Annotated in this window: 13 protein-coding genes and 2 pseudogenes; 7 read left to right on the forward strand and 8 right to left on the reverse strand. The window is 69.8% G+C overall.

Annotation, left to right across the window (positions count from 1 at the left end; translation table 11 throughout):
* Window positions 1-104: 104 nt before the first annotated feature.
* From T398_RS24445 to T398_RS24455, 3 genes and pseudogenes are all read left to right on the forward strand, one after another.
* A pseudogene (locus T398_RS24445) lies at window positions 105-398 on the forward strand (DNA cytosine methyltransferase); the annotation flags it as partial.
* A 223-nt stretch (window positions 399-621) separates the two neighbouring features.
* Window positions 622-1,107, forward strand: a complete 486-nt coding sequence (locus T398_RS24450) for a hypothetical protein (protein ID WP_491639532.1) — start codon at window positions 622-624, stop codon at window positions 1,105-1,107.
* 241 nt (window positions 1,108-1,348) lie between these two features.
* Window positions 1,349-1,717 carry a DNA-binding protein gene (locus T398_RS24455; protein WP_491639533.1) on the forward strand — a complete coding sequence of 123 codons (369 nt, stop codon included), beginning with the start codon at window positions 1,349-1,351 and terminating at the stop codon, window positions 1,715-1,717.
* A gap of 58 nt (window positions 1,718-1,775) precedes the next feature.
* On the opposite strand, the gene T398_RS24460 is transcribed toward T398_RS24455, so the two are convergent.
* Entirely contained in the window at window positions 1,776-3,164 is a 1,389-nt protein-coding gene (locus T398_RS24460; RefSeq protein WP_491639534.1) for a hypothetical protein, read from the reverse strand.
* Between the two features lie 214 nt (window positions 3,165-3,378).
* Here T398_RS24460 and T398_RS24465 point away from each other — a divergent pair, with 214 nt between their 5' ends.
* Complete coding sequence (locus T398_RS24465; protein WP_491639535.1) at window positions 3,379-4,848, forward strand: tyrosine-type recombinase/integrase; 1,470 nt, start codon at window positions 3,379-3,381, stop codon at window positions 4,846-4,848.
* 414 nt (window positions 4,849-5,262) lie between these two features.
* Here T398_RS24465 and T398_RS24470 read toward each other — a convergent pair whose 3' ends face one another.
* From T398_RS24470 to T398_RS24495, 6 genes are all read right to left on the reverse strand, one after another.
* Window positions 5,263-6,141 (reverse strand): hypothetical protein, encoded by an 879-nt coding sequence (locus tag T398_RS24470; protein WP_496450210.1) that lies wholly within the window; start codon window positions 6,139-6,141, stop codon window positions 5,263-5,265.
* An 86-nt stretch (window positions 6,142-6,227) separates the two neighbouring features.
* Entirely contained in the window at window positions 6,228-7,343 is a 1,116-nt protein-coding gene (locus T398_RS24475) for a tetratricopeptide repeat protein (protein WP_491639537.1), read from the reverse strand.
* A 275-nt stretch (window positions 7,344-7,618) separates the two neighbouring features.
* A complete protein-coding gene (locus T398_RS24480; RefSeq protein ID WP_491639538.1) occupies window positions 7,619-8,287 on the reverse strand; it encodes a GNAT family N-acetyltransferase in 669 nt (222 codons plus the stop codon).
* A gap of 43 nt (window positions 8,288-8,330) precedes the next feature.
* Window positions 8,331-9,017: a GPP34 family phosphoprotein gene (locus T398_RS24485; RefSeq protein WP_491639539.1), complete on the reverse strand. Its 687-nt coding sequence runs from the start codon at window positions 9,015-9,017 to the stop codon at window positions 8,331-8,333.
* 15 nt (window positions 9,018-9,032) lie between these two features.
* Window positions 9,033-10,046, reverse strand: coding sequence for an acetamidase/formamidase family protein (locus tag T398_RS24490; protein WP_491639540.1), 1,014 nt, complete (start codon window positions 10,044-10,046; stop codon window positions 9,033-9,035).
* Window positions 10,043-11,449, reverse strand: a complete 1,407-nt coding sequence (locus T398_RS24495; RefSeq protein WP_491639541.1) for an amino acid permease — start codon at window positions 11,447-11,449, stop codon at window positions 10,043-10,045. Before T398_RS24495 ends, T398_RS24490 begins: the two co-directional genes overlap by 4 nt.
* A gap of 284 nt (window positions 11,450-11,733) precedes the next feature.
* On the opposite strand from T398_RS24495, the gene T398_RS24500 reads away from it, so the two are divergent.
* The 3 genes and pseudogenes from T398_RS24500 to T398_RS24510 all read left to right on the forward strand — a co-directional run bounded on the left by T398_RS24500 (window position 11,734) and on the right by T398_RS24510 (window position 15,752).
* Complete coding sequence (locus tag T398_RS24500; RefSeq protein ID WP_491639542.1) at window positions 11,734-12,966, forward strand: NsdA family TPR-like regulatory protein; 1,233 nt, start codon at window positions 11,734-11,736, stop codon at window positions 12,964-12,966.
* 3 nt (window positions 12,967-12,969) lie between these two features.
* The gene (locus tag T398_RS24505; protein WP_491639543.1) at window positions 12,970-13,686 is read left to right on the forward strand and encodes a creatininase family protein; all 717 of its coding nucleotides are present in this window, start codon (window positions 12,970-12,972) and stop codon (window positions 13,684-13,686) included.
* Between the two features lie 877 nt (window positions 13,687-14,563).
* Window positions 14,564-15,752, forward strand: a pseudogene (locus T398_RS24510) (alpha/beta hydrolase family protein).
* Here T398_RS24510 and T398_RS24515 read toward each other — a convergent pair.
* Window positions 15,725-17,107, reverse strand: a complete 1,383-nt coding sequence (locus tag T398_RS24515; protein WP_491639544.1) for an NsdA family TPR-like regulatory protein — start codon at window positions 17,105-17,107, stop codon at window positions 15,725-15,727. The pseudogene T398_RS24510 and the gene T398_RS24515 sit on opposite strands and share 28 nt — an antisense overlap.
* Window positions 17,108-17,351 lie beyond the last annotated feature (244 nt).

Raw genomic sequence — 17,351 nt, forward strand, 5'->3', positions numbered from 1 at the left:
GGTGGACCGAACAACCCCTACCACCAGCCCGGACCAGCCACCTCCAACGCCTCGACCACGACCTCGCTGCCTGAACCGAATTCGGCAGCAGAGTCTCCAACGCCGGCAAACGCGCCGGCATCACCGGAGCGCACTCCAGCCTGTGGAGCGCCGTCGCCGACGCCGTTCGCGTCCTTCGACCACCGCTCGTGTTCGTGGAGAACGTCGCCGCGCTCCTACGGCGAGGGTTCGACGTCGTCGAAGCCGACCTGGCCGCGATCGGGTACGACACGAGGTGGACGTGCCTACGGGCGTCCGACATCGGCGCCGCCCACCGCCGGGACAGGCTGTTCCTGTTGGCCGCGCCTGCCGGACGACTCGGAGGGGGTGCGGACGCTGCCGACACCGTGCGCCCGTGACGGCAAAGGCCCCGGCCACCAGCACGGGCTGCCCGACCTCATCGAACCGTCAGGCTCCACCCACGGCCTCCTATCCACCTCCACCGCGGGGCGCACCGCTCGTACCGGTGAGCAGGGGCATAAGCGGCAGGATGTCGCGCGTCTGCTGCCCACCCCCAGAGCGAGCGACACCGGGACGCCCGGGCGACGCGCGGGGGCCGGGTTCCGGCCCCCGCTGTCGCAGGTGCTGCTACCCACCCCACGGGCTACCGACGGTGAGAAAGGCTGCCCAGGGCAGCGGGGTTCGCACGGCGACCTGACCCTGCCGTCCGCGGCGGTGCGGGTCCCGGCCCAGACCCTGCCCACCCCACGCGCGTCCGACGGGCGCGGTCCCGGGCGGCACGGCGACGGCGGTGCGGATCTGCGCACCACCATCGCCGGGCTCGGGCGGCCCGACGAGCAGCGGTGGGGCGGCTACGCCGACGCGGTGGCCCGCTGGGAGCGGCTGCTCGGCCGGCCCGCACCACACCCCACGCAGATCGGCCGGCACGGCAAACCCGTCCTCGCGCCGCCGTTCGTGGAGTGGCTCATGGGCCTCGACCCAGGCCATGTCACCGACGCCGGCCTGGGGCTGCCGCGCACGCTCGCGCTGCGGGTCCTCGGCAACGGCGTCGTGCCCCAACAGGCCGCCGCGGCCCTGCGGCTGCTGCTGTGCCCACACACGTGGTAGCGAGAGAAGATCCTTTGGCCTACCGACGTGGCCAGTGATGGCGCGCCGGCTGAGGCCAGGGTGCCAGTGAGCTCCGGCTAACCGGCATCGGCGTGCTCCGTACCTTCACGGCCTCGCTCCGCAGGCGGCACCGCCAGTCCGACGCGACGGCGGTGCCGCCTGCGGAGAGGCAGCCCTCGTCCGAAACCCAGGAACCCACCTACCGCTGCGCCTGGTGGTCCGAGAAATAGGAGTCCAGCCCATGCGATCAGCACGACGAGCCCGCAACCTCACCCCCGCCGCCAACCCCGACAGCGACGACGCAGCTTGTACCTGGACCACCGAGCGCATCCTGGCGCTCGGGGCGACCACGGACCTCGCCACCGCCGCCGCCATCCTCGGCATCTCTCGCTCGGCGGCCTACAAGCTGGCCGCCCGCGACGCCTTCCCGGTGCCACTGTTCCGGGCCGGCGCGTACTACCGCGTGCCGACCGCCCCGATCCTGCGGAAACTGCACCTCGATTCCCCGCCGGTACCGACATCTGGTGACACCGGCGGGGCGGGTGCCGACGAGGACGGCGGGTATTCGGGCGGGGCCAGGGACACCACGGGCTGCAGCCTTCCGCCGTGACCCCGCGGGTAGGACGCCCAATGCGCGGCTCCGTATGTCGTGCCGGTGCAGCCGCCGACTACTGCTCGGCGACGCCGGGGAGGAGCCGGACCAGGGCGCGACGCAACACCCGCTCGATGTCATCCACGACCGCTGACAGGTCATTTGTCGGCTGGTCGGTGAGGGTGCGCAGTTCCTGCCTGCTCGGGTCGTCGCCGTGCATCTCGTCGTTGCGGAGCCGGTATCCCAGACGCAGGAGTGCCTCGAGCCGCTCGGGCGGCGCCTGCAGGACAGGGTCGTCTGCCAACAGCATGGTCGCTCCGGCAACGACCTTGTCCTGTTTCCAACGATCCGCTGGCAGGCCTGGCAGTTTGATGAACAGCACTTCGGCGCAGACGATCAGGTCGATGAGCCGGTCGGTCGGTACCCGGTCGGCCCCGGCCAGGACCAGCCGGCGCAGCGCGGTCTGCAGAGCCCGGTTGTCCCGGACCGCGGGATGCGCGAGGAGGCCGTACACCTCGCGCACCGCCTCAACCTGCTCTCGCCCAAGGATCGTCGGCCGCTCCTCGTCGAAGGCGGGTAGCGCCGACAGTGACGCCGTCGGCCCCAGTCCCTGGGGAAAGTCGTCGTCCGGTGGGCAGCGGATCGCCCGAGTCGCGGTGACGGACCCGCCGCACACCAGCCGCAGCGCCGTCACCAGCCGGCTGGCTGGCTCGACCAGCGCGCCAGAATCCGGCGCCGTCGGTTGGGCGGGTACGTCCATCTCCGAGCACACCGGGTACGAGGTGCAGCGGGTCAGGGCCCACTGGTGGAACCGCGACACGGTCACCGAGTTCGGGGCACCCGCGAAGGCGATCGGCACCGCGAGGTAGCCGATCGCGGCGCTCACCTGCCGGTCGCTCATCGCTTGCAGCACTAGGCCGTCCGGCAACGTGACCGCCTCGATGCCCGCGGTGGGGGTGAAGGCGTTGAGCGGGACCACCTCGACCAGTCGCGCCCGCGTGGCCAGCAGACCTTCCTCCAGCCTGCTGTACGCGGCGTCGAAGGCGTCCTGGTCGAACCGGTAGCGCCGGCCGGCGGCAACCATGGGTTCCAGGACGTGCTGCACGAGCGTCCACCCCAATTGCCGCAGTGTGAGGGCGAACTCCACCCCGACGAGGCAGTCCACCCGCTCGCGCAGCACCTCATCGGCGGCCACGACGGCCCGCACCGCCCCCATCTCGGGGAAGGTGTCCAAGAACCGGTAGTCGGTGACCCGGCCCGGCATCTGCCAGACCCCGCGGCGGATCGCGACGAACGATTCTTGGTCGTGGCGGTGCCACTCGCGAAAGTCGGGGACGGTCGCGAACACCGGCGCGCCGTCGCGAGCGGCGAGGTCGCCGAGCACCGTCGCCATCAGCTGGGCTACTGCCGCCCGCAGCTCCGGGCGTCGCGCCCGACCCGTCGCCACGTCACCTGCCGCCACCATTGGCCGTCCTCCATGCCCGATCTCACGCGAACCGGACAGGATCCCAGACTCCTCAGCAGGGCGCATCTGACTTTCGCCTCTTACCGGCCCCAGCGGATGGACCACCCACCGGACCTGGAACCGCGGCGACTTGATCCTGCCCGCCGGTCACGCGTGGATGTCGATCGACCAAACCGATGCCCCACTACCCAGACGAACGGGAGCACCACCTCCGATGCCAGACGGAAGCATCTTCAAGCGCTGCGGCTGCCGCCACCCCGACACCGGCAAACCACTGGGAAACGACTGCCCGAAACTACGCCGCGCGAACCGCGCCTGGAGCTCCGACCACGGCCACTGGGCCTACCAGCTCGAACTACCACCCACCACCGACGGCGGGCGCCGGCAGCTGCGCCGCTCCAGCTTTCCCACCCGCCGTGCCGCCGCCGACGAACTCGACCATGCCCGCGACCTGCTCGCCCTCGCCGGCGGTGACCGGCGCCGCCGTACCGAGATCGCCGACCTGCTGCAAACCGCCGTACGCGCCAAACGTCCCCTGCCCGAGGTCGACCGTATCCGCCAGCGGCTGCGCGGCGACGGCGCGCTCGCCGACATGCCCACCGTCGCCGAGTACCTCACCGGCTGGCTGACCCACCTGACGGTCGACGCGAACACGCAGCGCGGCTACGAATCGATCGCGCGGGTCCACTTGATCCCACACCTGGGTGACATCCCGCTGGACAAGCTGCGCACCACCCACGTCCGCGCCATGTTCGCCGCCATCGAGCGCCGCAACGACGAGATCGCCGCCGCGAAGGCGAGCACCGACCCGGCCATCCGCGCGTCTGTCACCGGGGTGCGACCCACTGGTGCCAGCACACGCCAGCGCATCCGCGCCTGCCTGCGCAAGGCGATCAACGACGCCCTCGCCGACGAACTCATCGTCGGCGCCAACCCCGCCGCCCTGGTCAAGGTCCCCGCCGACCGGCCCCTACCGATCGTGTGGGAGGACGAACGCGTACGGCGGTGGAAGGCCACCGGCGAGGTCCCGGGACCGGTGATGGTCTGGACCGACTCGCAGGTCGTGCAGTTCCTCGACTACGCCGCCGCACACGCCCCCGACCTGCACCCCATGTGGCACTACATGGCCTACCGCGGGCCCCGCCGCGGCGAGGCGTGCGGACTGCGCGACAGCGAGGTGCGGCTGCACCGCCGCGAGACCACCATCAACAACCAGATCGCCACCCACGGCTACACCGCCGTGCAGAAACCACCGAAGAGCAGAGCCGGGAACCGCGACGTCGCCCTCGACACCGACACGACCAAGGTCCTCATCGCCTACAAGGCCCGCCGCGCCGCCTGGCAACTCGCCGCCGGCGACGCATGGCCCGACACCGGCCTGTTCTTCGTCCGCCCCGACGGGAAGCCGTGGCACCCCAACGCCGTCACCCAACGGTTCCGCAAGCTCGTCCGCAAAGCCGGGCTGCCCCCGATCCGGCTGCACGACCTGCGCCACAGTGCCGCCACCATCGCCCTCGACGCCGGCGTCGACATCAAGGTCGTCTCCGAGCAACTCGGCCACTCCACCACTACCCTGACCCGCGACACCTACCAGAGTGTCACCAAGCGGATGCACCGGGACGCCGCTGATGCCGTCGCCAAGAAGATCAACCGGAGGCGCCGCGGTCCGCGCCTCGCGGGGTGATACCACTATCGTCGCCGAGCTGTAGCAGGCCGCCCTCCTACGAGGCCTCGGTCATTCCGGACGACGCTCGCGCCGTGAGGTGACGGCCAGTGGATGAGGCAGCGGGCAGCTTCGACGATGATCCCGACAATTCCCGGCAGCTCGGCCGGGGTAGCTGCGTAGGGTATGAGGTGCATGCCGGGTGCGGGCTGCGACCGGGTACGCGCGTCTCGGAGATTGGGGCCCAGAGCAGGGCAGGTGACTCGGTCCCCTCATGGCCGCTGGCGCGTCGGCGCTGGCCGTGGAGATCGGTGGTCGGCTGGCGGCCCGGCGGCGAGCGAACCTGGCGGGCCACGACGTGACCGTCGTCGAGGGCGACGTCACCACCGTGCGGAGCCGATGCGCCGGTGCACGCCCTCGAGCGGACGGGGCAGCTCAGGGCCGCCCGCCAAGCGTTGCGGTGTCGGTGCCGGTGTGGCCGTGTTCGAGGATCAGCACGTAGGAGAACAAGCCCGCCTTCGCGCCGTGCACTCGTTCTTGGGCAGAGAGGATCTCGCCTGTGCGGGGGTGGACGATGAGCTGCGTCTGGGAGTTGTCGGCACTCACGGTGAAGCCGAGGCCAGTTCGTCCGGCGAGGTCAGTCTGCTCGCCCTGGTAGGAGATGGCCGGCACGTCTGCGAGGACTCCCAGTGCGGCTGCGCGCTGTTCCTGATTGAGGTACTGGCTGGTGGCGACGCCGATGACGCCTTGGACGAGCATGCGCGGGTACGCGGGCTCACCGGCCAGTTCGCGTGGGGCCAGCGCACCAGCAAGCTCGGCGATGTCGGTGGTCAGCGGTTCGGGAAGGTAGGGCTCGAGTTCGCCGCTGACGTATCGCGTCGTCTTCGTCCCGGCAGCGGCGAACTGGCGGCGCTCGTCAGGTGTCGGACGGTGGGCGAGGCCACGCACGTCGGGGAGCCGGCGCGTCACCTCGCGGCCGGAGTCGTCGGCGTCGCGGCGCCAGCGCTGTAGGTCCGAGCGGGTGATGACATTGGTGGCACGAGTCCAGGATTGGGTGTGGAGGTAGGTGTAGGGCATGTCGATGGTGCGATCGGTGGGGGCGGCCGTGATGGTGCCGGCGAGCAGACGCAGGCGCTGCGGTGGGGTGAGGCCGGGCGCGGTCGCTACGAGTGCCGGGGATGGGGGCGCCGGAGGCGTCGTGGGGGCTGGTGTGGCCGGTGTCGGGCTGGCGGGTCCGGGTTGGCAGCCGGCGAGGAGGAGGCCAGCGATCAGTCCTGCCGACCATCGGCGCGTGGTGGGGGTGGTGCGGAGCAAGGTGTTTGGTGTCCTTTCGATGCGCATTTGTTTCGGGTGCGCCCAGGCCGGTTGTCCCGGTGGTGGGTGGTCAGGTGCGCGGCGGTCTAGCTGGCGCCGGGCGTGGCGGACGTTGCGATGCGCGGGGGATGACCCGGCGGGCCGGTAGCTGTGGTGTGCATGCGGTACAGGGCGGCTGTCATGCGCGCGATGGCGGGGTGGTGGGGATGGACACGGCGGTGGTCGGCGATGGTGCGGGCGAGGAGTTGCTGCGCCGGTTCCTGGCGGCCGTATTCGTGCAGGACGACGGCGAGGGTGGCTTGGGTGGCGAGGGTGGTGAGTGCGTAGGGTCCGTCGGCTTGGGTGTGGTGGCGGATGAGGTCGCTGTAGCAGTCGGCGGCGGCGGTGAGGTTCCCGGCGGCGCGGTGGGTGGCGGCCAGGACGCGCAGGGCGGCGCGGACTTCCGGGTTGGTGGGGTCTCGGAGCAGGTGGCGCAGGCTGCGGTGTCCCCACCGGGCCCAGGGGAGCGCGGCGGCTGGGTCGCCGCTGGTGAGGGTGAGGGTGGCCAGGAGCGCGGCGGCGCGGGCGGTCGCGGTGTCCAGGGCGAGCCTGCCGCTGGTGGGGTCGATGTGCAGGAGCCCGCTGCGCAGGACGTCGATGGCGCGCTCGGGCTTGTTGTCGGCGGCGTGGCGCTGGGCTAGGTGTAGACGCTGGGCCATGGCCATCATCGGGCCGGTGACCTGTAGGGAGACGGCTCTCCAGGTGATGTGCAGGTCTGTGCCGGTCGCGCCGATGGTGACGCGTTGGATCGGGCCGAGCGCGTAGGAGGCGGCCTGGGTCGTCTTGCCGGGTGGGACGAGGTGTGGGGTGCGGTGCAGGATCACCGCGGCGACGGCGTCGCGGATCTCCTCGGCCGGCACCGGTGTGCGCCCGCATGACGGCGCGCACAGGTAGACCCTGCCGCTGCCGGGCAGCTGGATGAGGATCATGGATCGCGCGCAGGTGTGGCAGGCCAGGAGGCCGGGTGGTACGGGCGCGGCCTGCACGGCGCGGGCCCGCGAGACCCATTCCTCAACCGTCGCGGGCGACAGGTTGTGGCTGCGGGCAACATCCCGGGGCGCTTGGTGCAGGCCGTGGACGGCGGCGAGTGCGATGGTCGCGGCGACGACCTCGGCGACGAAGGCGGGTGTCCACGCGGGGAGGACTGTCGTCCGCGTCGGCATCGGCGTTCCTTCCTGGGGTTCATGTTCGCGTTCGGGCGGTTGGGCTGCACGCCGGGTTTGTCCAGGTTGTAACGACCGGGGGCGGCGCAGATGGGCGGAGGGTGTGGCCGGCGAGGACAGTGGGGGGCTGTCGTCGCCGGCCACGTCGGTCGCCGCTGCCCTCCCTCAACGGGCGGGCGACCGGCTTGAACGCCCCGATGTGGGCTCAGCGCAGATCGTGGACGGTGACAGAGAGATGCAGTGCGATCTGTGGCCTGGCCGCCGGAACCCAGGGCCTAGCGTTGGGCGTCGGACTGGGCGCGCGCCGGGGCGGTGACGGTCGCCGGCTTGGCGGTGTTCACGGGCCAGGAGCCGCGGTTCGGGTGAGGGTTGCGGCGCATCGGGGCGATGACTGGCCCGTCGGGCAGGGTGAGCGCGGGCCTCGGGAGGTAGCCGTACCGGCGGTACACGTCCTGGCTGTTGGGGGTGGTTTCGGTCCAGGAGGGCATGTCGATGCGGTCGAGGCGGCTCTCATGGTGGGTAAGCATCGCCGCGCCGACACCGCGCCGCCGGGCGGCGGGAAGGACGGCGAGAACTGCCAGGTGGTAGTGAGGTTCGGTGGGTCGGACCGGAGTGAGTAGTTGGTCGAGGAGTTCGAACTGCCGCGCGTGCGGGCCGGCGGCGTCGGCCAATCGGCTGCGGTAGTTCGACGGTGGCGGGATGCTGCGGTAGCGGTGAAACCCCATCGCGGCGGCGCTCAGATCGTCGGTGATCTGGATGTCGCCGAAGAACATGGCGTGTTCCACCCAGATCACCGCCACGTCGGCCAGGATCCGCCGCCGGCAGGTCGGATCGGGCACCAGCCACTGGGCGAGCGGGCCGGAGTGCAGGGCGTCAGCGATCAGCGCGGCGACGGGTTCCTTGTCCGCCCACCGGGCGGCACGGATACGCGGGATGACGTCCATGGGATGCCTCCAAGGGCAGCGGATCGGGTGGAATGGGGCGGGCTTACCGGTAGGCGGCGGTGGCGAGGTCACCGACGGCGGCGTCGACCGCGGCGGTGATGTCGCGTACCTGCCGGTGGTGCTGCGCGGCGATAGTGCGTAGCTGCGCGGTGAGGGCGGCGATGTCGTCGGCGAGGTACAGGTGATTGGTCAGGCCGAGGGTCGCGACGAGGCCGCCGAGGGCGGCGGTGTGGTTGTCGGGCTGGTCACGGCCGGCGGCGATGTAGTGCAGCCGGGCGCGGGCGACGACCGGCCACTTGAGGTCCGTGGGCAGGTAGCGGTCGGTGCGGGCGAGCCCGCCGAGGCGACGACGCACGTCGTGGCGCAGGATCCCGCCAGCGTGCAGGCCGGCGCGGGTGCGGTCGTACAGGTCGTCGGCGAACCCGCGCAGCCATCCCCGCAGCGACGGGGTCGGGTGGGCGTAGCGGATGGAGGCCAGGGCGGTGTCGGCGATCAGGTCCCCGACCGGGCGGTCTAGGTGCAGCCACAGCCGCTGCTCCCCGCCCGACCCGGTGCCGTCGTCGGTGGTGTCGAGGGCGATCCGTCCGGCCAGGAATAGGTCGATCAGCACCGCACCGGCCAGGCCGAGGGCGAGGGCTTGGCGGTGGATGTGCGGCTGGCCGGTGTCGTCGTCGTGGCCCAGCAGGAACAACTCGTCCCGCAACGGCAACTGCGGGATGGACGAGGTCATCTGGATCCCGTCCCCTTACCGTGGCCCACCGGCGTGCTGCCGGAGGCGGGCGTGCATCCCGTCGTGGGCGGCCTGCGGCTGCGGAAGCAGCAGCTTGTCGACGGCGGCGAGGACCGTGTAGTTCGGGTCGCAGACGTTGCCGATCGGCGCCCTTGCCGCCTGCGACACCAACTGGTACGCGTCAAGCTGCTCCAGACCGGTGAGGTCACCCACCCAGCCGACCATGTCGCGGTGCGCGATCCGGTAGGCGTCTTCCAGGGGACGGGCGCAGCCAACTGACATGATCGACGTGTCGGTCTCCAGGCGGGGCCACACCGTCGGGACGCCTTTGATGACCTCGATGATCAGGGTGGTGGTGGTGGCGATCTCCACCCCGACGCCGCAGGCCTCACCCTCGCCTTGGCGGGCGTGGCCGTCGCCGAGGGCGAGCATCGCCCCGTGCACGTTCACCCCCAGGTAGAGGGTGGTACCGGCGCGCAGCTCCGGTGTGTCGAGGTTCCCGCCATGGCTGTCGGGCACGATGGTCGAACGCGACTCGAAACCGCCCGGCGCCACGCCGATGGTGCCGATCATCGGGTCCAGCGGCAGGTCGACCGTGTGGTCGCTGTCGGTGGCGTGGAAGCGGACCGTACCCGCCTGCTGGTCGATGTCGTACACCCACACCCGCTCCTCGAGAGGCGGCTGCAGGGTCGCCGTGTGCGAGGTGGAGGTCAGTGCCCCGAAGTGCGGAAACGTCGAGGAGACTCCCCAGTCACGGGCCGGAACGATCGAGGCGAGGTGGACGGCCAGGGTGTCGCCTGGCTCTGCGTCCTCGACGAAGAACGGCCCGGACACCGGGTTCAGGTAGGGCATGCGACACACCTGCGACGGCAAGTCCGCCGGACCGCGCACCAATCCGCCGAAGCAGTCCTCGGTGTGCACCCGCAGCACGTCGCCGGAGCGGACGTGGGCCACCGGCATCCGGCCGCCGAAGGTGTAGGCCAGCTCGTCACGGGCGGGCCGGTAGGTGATCGTGTCCATGGTCGTCACACCCGCTCGACGTGGCGGGCCTGCGGCTGCGCGGGCGCCAGACCCGACAGGGCGGGCCGGCGGCCGGACAGGTACAGGCTGGCGAGTACGACCATGCCGAGGGCGAGCCAGGCCAGACCGAGACGCTGCGCGGCGATGTTCGCGTTGACCACCACGTACGCGAGGATCGCGAAGCCGATACCGGGCATGACCAGGTGCGCCCACCAGTTGCCGCTGCGCTGGCGGATGAGGTGGTGCACGACGACGGAGACGTGCAGGACCAGGAACGCGACCATCGCCCCGAAATTGATCAGCGACGACAGCAGCGTGATCCCGTCCGCCCGGGTCGCCATGTACAGACCCAGCGCGAGGGACACGGCACCGGTGAGCAGGGTCGCGTTGATCGGCACGTTGCGGCGGATCGACACCTTCGCCAAGAAGGCGGGCAGTTGCCGGTCCCGGGCCATCGCGTACAGCAGACGTGAGGTAGCGACCTGCGCGACCATCGAATTCGGCAGGCCCCACGCGATCGCGGTCGCGACCGCACACGACGTTGCCAGCCAACCTCCGCCAGCCACCTGCGCGGCATCGTAGAAGGCGGTGCCGTCCGGATCACCGTCACTGAGCAGCGCGGCCGGCTCGGGGACGAGCATCGCGGCCAGCCAAGTCTGGGCGATGAACAGCACGCCGGCCAGGACGAGGACAGCGGCCATCGCCCGGCCGATCTGCCGGGAACCGCCCTTGGTCTCCTCCGCCAGCATGCTGATCCCGTCGAAGCCGAGGAAGGACAGCACCGCGATCGACACCGCCCCCGCCACGAGAGACCAGGTGAACGTGTCGGCGTTGTAGAACGCATCCCAGCTGAACCGGCCCCTGCCCGTTGCGACGGCCCAACCGGCGACGGCAAGGAAGATCGCCAAGACGATCAGCTCGCCGACGAGCATCACCCGGGTCACCAATGCGGTCATCCGGATCCCCACCGAGTTGACGACCGTGTTGACCGCGACGAACCCGAGCAACCACAGCCACACTGGCACGGCCGGCACGGTGGAGTGCATCGCCACCGACGCCACCAGGTACAGCAGGCCCGGTACGAGAACGTAGTCGAGCAGAATCACCCAGCCAGCCAGGAACCCGACCGGCGCGCTGATACCCCGGCCGGCGTAGTTGTAGACGCTGCCCGACATCGGGAACGCCTTCACCATCTGCGCGTACGAGAACGCGGTGAACACCAACGCCACCACACCGACCGCGTACGCCAGAGCCACCATCCCGCCGGAACCGGCGTACACGCTTCCGAAGATCGCCATCGGCGCGATCGGCACCATGTACACCAGGCCGTACGCGACCAGGTCCCGGAACCGTAGGTGACGGCTCAACTCCTGCCGATAGCCATATTTGGAGAGGTCATTCTGGGAACTCATCAGACTCCTCAAGCTTTTTCGGTCCTGGCTAATCACGCTATTTCGCAGCCCACTCGTCAGCGAAGGCAAATAATTCTTCGATCTTGAGCCGCCACAAACGATTTCGTCGAGCATGCGAACGGGTGTCTCGACAACGAGAATTGCTCACCGGGTTAGGTGAGTCGATACCGTTGATGCGGACATACGGTGTTGTCCGCATGCAACTGTCCGCGTAGCGTTCGACCACGTACGGTCAGACCTGTCCGGATCCAGCAGAGACGGACAGACGGCAACCAGGAGTACCGGTGGCGCAAACTCCACGACAGCTGAGCCCGCATCGATCGGCGCTGCATGGATTCGGTGCCGCGCTTCGGCAGTGGCGAGAGTGCCGCGGGTTGTCCCAGCGTGCTCTAGGCAGGCTCGTACACGTCAGTGGGGACCTCATCAGCAAGGTGGAGAAAGCCGAACGTTGGCCGTCCGCCCGCTTCGTCGAGTCGTGTGAGTGCGCACTGCAGGCAGGTGGTGAGCTGGTCCGCTTCCTGGCAGACCTAGAGAGTGCGCGCCGCCTCACCAGTGTCGGCTACCGCTTGGCCGAGGGTGCGGAGGGCCAACTCCGGGCCTCCATCGATCACCCCGACAAGACCGACCTGCTCCGCTCGTGGCATGAGCAGCTCGCCGGTCTGGCCATTGACGGAAACCGCACCGGATACGCCGGGATGGCGTCCACCGCCCATGCGCAGATCAGCGTCGCCGCTGCCATCGGGCGGCGAAGCCGTTCAGCCGACCGCCGAGACGTACTGATCACGCAGGCACTGTGGGCGGAGTTCCTCAGCTGGATCGACGAGCAGAGTGACGCCGCCGAGGCTGACGCCTGGTTGCGACGCGCCCAGCAGCATGCCGTCGAAGCTAACGCGCCGACGCTGACAAGCTACATCCTGATGAGGCAGAGCCAACGCGCCCTCGAGCGCTTCGACCCGCGCAATGCCATTGCCCTGGCGCAGCGGGCGCTGGAGGAGGCTCGGTTACCCGGCCGTATCCGCACTCTACTGCTGATCCGCCAGGCCCAGGCTTACGCGATGGGAGGCGACCAGAACGCCTGTGCAGCCAGCATCGACAAGGCGCACAGGGTCGCCGGTAGCGCCGACTGGGGCTCGGAGCTGCCGATTGATGTTGGCGTCCACTGCGACCCGGTGTACGTTGCTGCCCACGAGGCGCAATGCCGTCTGCTCCTCGGCCAACCGGTGGCTGCAGCCGATCTCTATGAGCAGCTCCTGCGCCATTGGCCAGCTCAGTGGCGCGTCGACGAGGCCCTTTGGCGATCGACCCTGTCCAGCGCCTACGTCAGCATGGGCGATGTCGAGCGCGCGGCGACCGAGGCTACCCACGCCCTGGCGTTGGCCACAGGTACCTCTTCCGCGCGGGCTTTGCGCTGGTTGAACCCGACGGCGGTGGCCCTTCGGCAGCAGTCATCCGTTCCCGAGGCGGCGGCCTTCGTGCTCGCCTATCGGCAGGCGGCCCTCGAAGCATGCAACCATTAGTCCGTGGATCTGATCACCACGGCGACGAGCACCGACGAGTCCGAGCGAGGGGCGTCGGTCGCGGTCCTCCCAGTCGGGAGTTTCGAGCAGCACGGCGCCCATCTGCCGCTGCTGACGGACACCATCGTGGCATGCGCGATCGCGAAGGCCGTCGCCGAGCGCTACGACCTCTTTCTGCTGCCGCCGGTGACGATCTCCTGCTCCCATGAGCACGCGGGATGGCGTGGCACGGTCAGTATCAGCGCCACCACCCTCGCCGCCGTGGTCGTTGACATCGCCGGCTCTCTGCATGAATCGGGCATCGATCAGCTCGCTGTGATCAACGGCCATGGGGGGAACTACGCGCTTGCCAACGTCGTTCAGGAAGCCAACGCCGCTGGACCGAGGATGACTCTTTTCCCCGCTCGGGCCGACTGGGACGACGCTCGAGTTGCCGCCGGCCTGCACAGCACAGCCCACCAGGACATGCACGCTGGCGAGCTCGAGGTTTCGCTGCTTCTGCACGTTGCGCCCGAGGTGGTGCGTGATGGCTTCCAGCATGCCGACCACCTAGCGGACGACCGACGTCACCTCCTCACGCGGGGCATGAGTGGCTACACCAGCAGCGGCGTCATCGGTCTGCCGTCCCACGCCACTGCGGCCAAGGGCAAAGCCGTACTCGAAGAACTTGTTCGCTCCTTCGCCGACCATTACGCCCTCCTGCCGAGCGCCAAGGCATGATCAGGAATGATCCTGGGCGAAAGCTGTTGTTCGCGTCGGCATTGCCTCGGGAGAACGGCAATTTGCGGGGGTGATCCGGGGGCAGGGACAAGGCGCTCGGACGTAGAGTCGGCCACGTCTAGACACTCACACCGGCCGAAGCCCTGCCGGTGGTCGCGCCGGTGTCCCGGCGACCGGTTGATGAGCCCGCCGTCGTCCGGCCCGCCTGGAAGTTGTTCGAGGAGGATCCGTGAGGCTGGGCGACAGGGTCGCTGAAGTGTCGGTGGACGATGCCGTCCGCGCCTCGGTGAGCTACGACCAACTGCGTACCGGTGATGACGGCTTTTTCTGGCTGGAGACTCGCCCCGACGCTGGCGGGGGTACGACGGTGACACAGTGGCGATCCGGCGAGGGCAAGCGTGATGTCAGTCCGAAGGGCTTTGATGTCGCCAGCAGCGTTCACGCGTACGGGGGCGGGTCGTTCGCCGTCGACGAGGGGAAGTTGTGGTGCGTCGGCGGAGGTGGCCTCTACCGGAGCCGTCGTCGCGGCGACGAACTCCAATTGGTCGCTCATGGGTCCTTCGGTGACCTGACGGTCGGCGCCGGCGAGTTGCTGGCAGTGCGGGAGTCGGATCAGGGTGACGAGCTCGTCGCGGTGACGCTCACCGGTGTTCCGCCGATGCGGACTCTCGCCGTGTCCCGGGGATTCCTCGGTGCGCCTCGGCCGGGTCCGGGTCGGTTGGCCTGGACAGCGTGGAGCGAGCGCGACATGCCCTGGGATGCGTGCGAGGTGTGGGTGGCCTCCTACTCGCCGCGCGGCGTGATCGAGAATCCCGTGAAACTGGCGGGCGGTCCGAATGAGTCTGCGGCGGAGCCGCAGTGGGGACCCGACGGGGCGCTGTACTTCGTCTCGGACCGCACTGGCTGGTGGAACCTCTACCGGTGGGACGGCCTCAAGGTGGAGGCGGTAGCGCCGATCGCGGGTGAGTGCGCTGCGGAGCCGTGGGAGTTGGGTTATGCGTCGTATGGCTTCCTCGACGACGGTCGGATCGTCGTGGCCGTGCAGGAGGGGCCGCGACACCGCCTTGTCGTTATCGAGCCCGACGGCATTGTCCGCCCGGTCGACCTTCCGTACACGTCGATCAAGCCGTACCTCGCCGTCCGGGGCACGACGGTGGCGATGATCGGATCGTCGCCTACCGCAGCCCCGCAGGTCGCGCTCGTGGATCTGGCGGGCACCAACCCTGAGGTGGAGGTGCTTGCCAGGCCAGAGGATGCCGGACTCGAGGGGGCGGGCGTTTCGACGCCGACGGAGCTGCGCGTTCGGGTGGCCAATGGTCGGGAGGTGCTTGCCCTGGTGTATCCGCCGACGGGCGCGGCGGCGGACTGGCAGGCGCCGGTGGTCGTTCGGGCGCATCCTGGGCCTACCGCCTCCTGCCTGCTGCGTTTGGATTGGCAGGCGCAGTTCTTCACCAGTCGCGGGTTCGCCGTGGTGGATGTCGACTACCTGGGTAGCACCGGGTACGGCCGGGCGTTCCGGGAATCGTTGTACGGCCGGTGGGGTCTGGACGATGTAGGTGACTGCGCGGCGGTGGCGGGTCACCTGTTGTCGACGGGGCGAGCGGTGCCGGGGCAGGTGTTCATCCGTGGTGCCAGTGCCGGCGGCTACACCGCATTGCACGCGGTGGCCCAAGACAGCCCGTTCGCTGCTGCCACCGCCGTGTCGGCGATCGTGGATCCTGACCGGTGGGCGCAGACGGTGCCCCGATTCCAGCGGCCGCACGCGATGCGGCTGCGAGGTGGTGCCGGCCGGGTCCGTGCCGCCGCTGTCCAACGGCCGGTGCTGCTCATTCATGGCACCGCCGACGAGGTGGCCGTGGTCGAGGATGTCCGCGACCTCGCCGACGAGTTGACGTCTCCCGGTATGGCACCCGAGGTGTTGCTTCTCGCCGATGTCGGCCACTACGTGGCGTCGTCCCATCGAGCGGGCGCGGCGCTGGAGGCGGAGCTGGCTCACTACCGTTCGGTGATGGCGGATGCCGCCAACGATCAACGGGCGTTACACAGCGGCCAGCGGTAGTCGGTGACGCACGTACTCGCCGAACTCGCGGACCTCCGGCTCGCACCGGTAGGGCTCGAGGTCGGCCTGCACCTCGACGATGCGCTGCAGGCAGCGGTGTGAGGTGGTTCGTGCGGCGTGGTCGACTGCCTCGCGTGCGGTGGCGCAGGCTTCGTCGATGCGGCCGGCGGCGGCCAGCGACGAGGCCAGGAGCGCGGTGTCGATGGCGAGTCTCCGGACATGGGTGGGGCTCAGCGCGGTGAGGGCGTCACCCAGGTACCGTTGGGTGTACTGCGGTCGGCCCAGGTCGTGGAAGCAGTGGGCGATCTCGTCGGCGAGGTAGGCCGCGTCGAAATATCGGATCCAAGCCGGCTCGTCGTCGGGCTTGCTACAGGCCAGTTGCCTCTCCGCGATGTCGAGGTGGGCCAGGCAGTCGTCTTCGCGTCCAAGGCGGGCGTGCGTGCGCGCCACCACTGCTTGCAGCGCGGCTGTCACAGCGGGCGTCGCCTGGGTCTCGCTTCCTCTCACCGCCGTCAGCGCCATCCTGCGTGCCGGCTCGGGGTGCCCGCAGTGCAGCGCGAGGTGGCCGATGTTCACGGCGAGCAGGTAGCTGCCGTACAGGCGGTCGTCGGCAGCTTCCGTCAAACGTAGAGCGCGAAGGTAGCGGCGCTGGGCGAGGCCATGGGCGCCGGTGTCGACCGCCTGGTACCCGCAGAGCTCAAAGAATCCCGCCGCCAGCGTGTAGAGGTGCTGGCCGACAGCCTCGGAGGTGGGAGTGTTCGCCAACAGCCGGTTCAGTTCACGTTCGACGTACCGCTGCACCTGCGCGTGGACTCTTCCGGCGCCGTGGGTGTGGTCCAACTGCCGGAACATCGTCAGAGCGGTCTCCGCCGCATGAAGATCCTCTACGTCAACCTGGTCGGGTGAGCCGGGTCGTCCGGCCACGGGCGGCCGGGGTCCCGCCGCAGCGTTCAGCCAGTCAAGGGCGGCGCGATCGAGGACACCGGGTTGGAACGGAACCCGAGCGACCATCTCGGCCAGCCCCAACGTTTCTGTCGGGCGCTTGGACAGCGCGCTGCTGAGGGCGCCGGCCGGTGAGGGGGTACTCGGCGTGCCGTCGCTGGTCCGGTTTTTGTCGAGCAGTGGTAGCAGGCGCATCAGGGAGCCGCCGGTCGCCAGCGCCTTGTCGCAGGCCTCGACGAACTCGCGGGAGGGGAACCGGTCGGCCGTCTCCACACGACGCACGAGATCGGCACTAAAACGGATCATGATGCCGAGCCGCGCCTGTGAGAGGTTGGCGCGTTCGCGTAGCCGGCGCAGTTCGGCGCCGAAGAAGTGGCGCTCGGACAGGGATGGCTGGAGCGCCCGCGGGGTCTGGCCCATGACACCGCCTTTCGGGCTGCTCGCCGCCGACGGCATTGAGCAGCGTGGACATCGCGCACATAGGGTCACTCAGTGTTCAGCGCGGCGCAACCAGGATCGCCAGGAACTGCGCCGCATGACCGTCGGCCTATGAGGCGCGCCGCATGCGGACAACCCCATCGTCCGCATGCCCGGCATTCACGACAGCGACGCTGAGGGCGAGTGTGAGGAGAACGGGGCGCGACCACTCGTCAGATCCGCCCTG

It is taken from the genome of Salinispora goodfellowii, from assembly GCF_059570675.1.

Coding starts and splice junctions, on each gene's coding strand:
- T398_RS24455 (WP_491639533.1), top strand. CDS start 1,349: ATGCGATCAGCACGACGAGCCCGCAACCTCACCCCCGCCGCCAACCCC.
- T398_RS24460 (WP_491639534.1), bottom strand. CDS start 3,164: ATGGTGGCGGCAGGTGACGTGGCGACGGGTCGGGCGCGACGCCCGGAG.
- T398_RS24465 (WP_491639535.1), top strand. CDS start 3,379: ATGCCAGACGGAAGCATCTTCAAGCGCTGCGGCTGCCGCCACCCCGAC.
- T398_RS24475 (WP_491639537.1), bottom strand. CDS start 7,343: ATGCCGACGCGGACGACAGTCCTCCCCGCGTGGACACCCGCCTTCGTC.
- T398_RS24480 (WP_491639538.1), bottom strand. CDS start 8,287: ATGGACGTCATCCCGCGTATCCGTGCCGCCCGGTGGGCGGACAAGGAA.
- T398_RS24485 (WP_491639539.1), bottom strand. CDS start 9,017: ATGACCTCGTCCATCCCGCAGTTGCCGTTGCGGGACGAGTTGTTCCTG.
- T398_RS24495 (WP_491639541.1), bottom strand. CDS start 11,449: ATGAGTTCCCAGAATGACCTCTCCAAATATGGCTATCGGCAGGAGTTG.
- T398_RS24515 (WP_491639544.1), bottom strand. CDS start 17,107: ATGGGCCAGACCCCGCGGGCGCTCCAGCCATCCCTGTCCGAGCGCCAC.